The 2,426-nt window shown below is 47.9% G+C and carries 2 protein-coding genes and 1 pseudogene; all 3 read left to right on the top strand.

Going from position 1 to position 2,426, the window contains the following annotated elements; all coding sequences use genetic code 11:
• A partial coding sequence (gene gloB / locus ABY802_RS16600; RefSeq protein ID WP_372628229.1) for a hydroxyacylglutathione hydrolase occupies positions 1-478 on the top strand: 478 nt, incomplete at its 5' end.
• Between the two features lie 54 nt (positions 479-532).
• Entirely contained in the window at positions 533-2,128 is a 1,596-nt protein-coding gene (locus ABY802_RS16595) for a LysM peptidoglycan-binding domain-containing protein (RefSeq protein ID WP_372628228.1), read from the top strand.
• Between the two features lie 50 nt (positions 2,129-2,178).
• Positions 2,179-2,426, top strand: a pseudogene (locus ABY802_RS16590) (hypothetical protein); the annotation flags it as partial.

Here is a 2,426-nt window from a genome sequence, read left to right as displayed (position 1 = left end):
TATCGTTGAATTATCTCCTTTAACCTGTCAGTTTCAGGTAATAGATTTACCCGGCCATACCCTGGGCCATATTGGTTTTTATAGCGAACCTTATTTGTTTTGTGGTGATACCCTGTTCAGTGCTGGCTGTGGCCGGTTATTCGAAGGTAGCCCGGCCCAACTCCACCACTCATTGCAGAAACTCGCAGCACTTCCCGAAGATACTGAGGTATATTGCACCCATGAGTATACGCTGGCTAACCTGCGCTTTGCCGTAACCATCGAACCTGATAATCAGGCACTGCTGTGTTATCAGCAAGATTGTCTGAAGTTACGGGCACAAAACCGCCCCACTTTGCCAACACGTTTAGCCACTGAAAAACAGATTAATCCGTTTTTGCGATGTGAAAACAAGGCTTTACAACGCCAGTTCCAGCAAGACAATGCACTTGACCTGTTTACCCGGCTCAGAGCAATGAAAGATCAGTTTAAATCCTGACTTGCAATCGGGCTTTGAACAGGTAACATGAATTTTTTTTCGCGGAATGACCTTATGCATTTGAAAATTTCTGCCGTCATGTTAGTTGCACTGCTAAGCGGCTGTGTCAGCACGACAGAAACGTCTGCTCCGGCCAGCAGCAAGCCTAAAACCAACACACCACCTCTAACCCAGGTGAAAGGTGCCAGTGCAGAGCAAATTGCCAGTCGCTTGTGGTACGCTGGTGCATCACCTGAACAACTTATACCGCTTGATGCCACTGAGCTGGAAGATTTATGGCAACGAATTCAATTACAACTGACTTTTGATGTGCCCCAAACCAGACCCATCGTCGAACAACGTAATTTTTACACCCAGCATCAAAGTTATCTTGATCGGGTCGCCAATCGGGCACAACCCTTTCTATATTATATTGTGCAAGAACTGGAAAAGCGCAATATGCCGCTGGAACTGGCGTTACTGCCGATAGTTGAGAGTGCTTTTGACCCGTTTGCGTATTCGCACGCCAGGGCCTCAGGGATGTGGCAATTTATGCCCGCTACGGGTACCCGGTTTGGTTTGAAACAGAATTTCTGGTACGACGGCCGCCGTGACGTGATTGAATCTACCCGGGCGGCACTGGATTATCTGCAATACCTATATAATACTCTGGAACATGACTGGCTAAATGCCATCGCTGCTTATAATGCAGGTGAAGGCAGAATTGGCCGGGCCATTCGTGCCAATCAGAAACGGCGCTTGCCAACCGATTTCTGGTCATTAGATTTACCCGCCGAAACCACAGTTTACGTCCCGAAATTACTTGCGCTGGTTGATATCTTAAAACGCCCGGACGATTTTGATATCGTCTGGAAATTTATTGGCAATGAACCAAAAATTGCGGTTGTCGCTACCGAAGGTCAGATTGATTTGGCCATTGCTGCCGAACTGGCTGGTTTAAGTGTCGCCGAATTGCAGGCATTGAACCCGGGGTTTAATCAATGGGCTACCGATCCGGATGGCCCACATCAACTGGTGCTGCCCATCGCTAAGGCCGAAAACTTCAGCCGCATGCTGGCGCAAACGGCCAGCGAAGATCGGTTGCAATGGCAACGTTATACCGTAATCGGCGGCGATACACTGGGTAAAATTGCCCGTCAGCATAAAACTACGGTTGACGCCATCACCCGACTGAACGACCTCAGTGGCAATACCATCCGGATAGGGCAACATCTGCTAATCCCGATGTCAGCGAAAGCTGCCGGTAAGTATGAACTTAGCCAACAAAACCGAATAGCAAAAGCACAAAACCGCAGTGGTGGCGATGTGAAAACCGAGTATATCGTGCAAAGTGGCGATACCTTGTGGGATATTAGCCGGGCGCATAAAGTTACGGTAGCTGAACTGGCCAAGTGGAATGGCATGGTACAACGTGATCCGTTAAAAACCGGGCAGAAGCTGGTTATGTGGCACGAAAGTACAACCACCCCTGTTACCGCCGTAACCAGAACAGTAAACTACAAAGTTCGTAAAGGCGATTCATTAGCCAGGATTGCCCAGCGCTTTAGCGTGTCAGTTGCTGAAATAATTAAATGGAATAATATTAATACCGAGCGTTACCTGCAACCCGGGCAGCAGCTGAAGCTGATTGTTGATGTGACCCAAGTGTAATGCTTTGCAGCTAACCCATGGTTACCAATCGCCGTTTAAGGAGCAACACATTGAAAGTCGTTACCATCATTATCAGCTTACTGTTTAGCCTACCCGCGTTTGCTCAGTTTCAAGTAATGGGTAATGGCAGCTATACCCTACAAAGCGGAAAAACAGTCCCCTTGCAATACGGCTTTGGCTATACCTTAAAAGACGGCGCGTTTCATTTCAGTGCCGGTAAACAAAGTCTTACCGTAAGCAGCCTGCCACAGAAATATTCGTTGTCGTTAATTCTGCAAAATGAAGACGAAGTCTGGGT

The organism is Arsukibacterium sp. (genome assembly GCF_041616895.1).
In the GTDB taxonomy this organism is placed as follows: domain Bacteria; phylum Pseudomonadota; class Gammaproteobacteria; order Enterobacterales; family Alteromonadaceae; genus Alishewanella.
This window is presented reverse-complemented; position numbering and strand designations above follow the sequence as displayed.

Coding starts and splice junctions, on each gene's coding strand:
- ABY802_RS16595 (WP_372628228.1), top strand. CDS start 533: ATGCATTTGAAAATTTCTGCCGTCATGTTAGTTGCACTGCTAAGCGGC.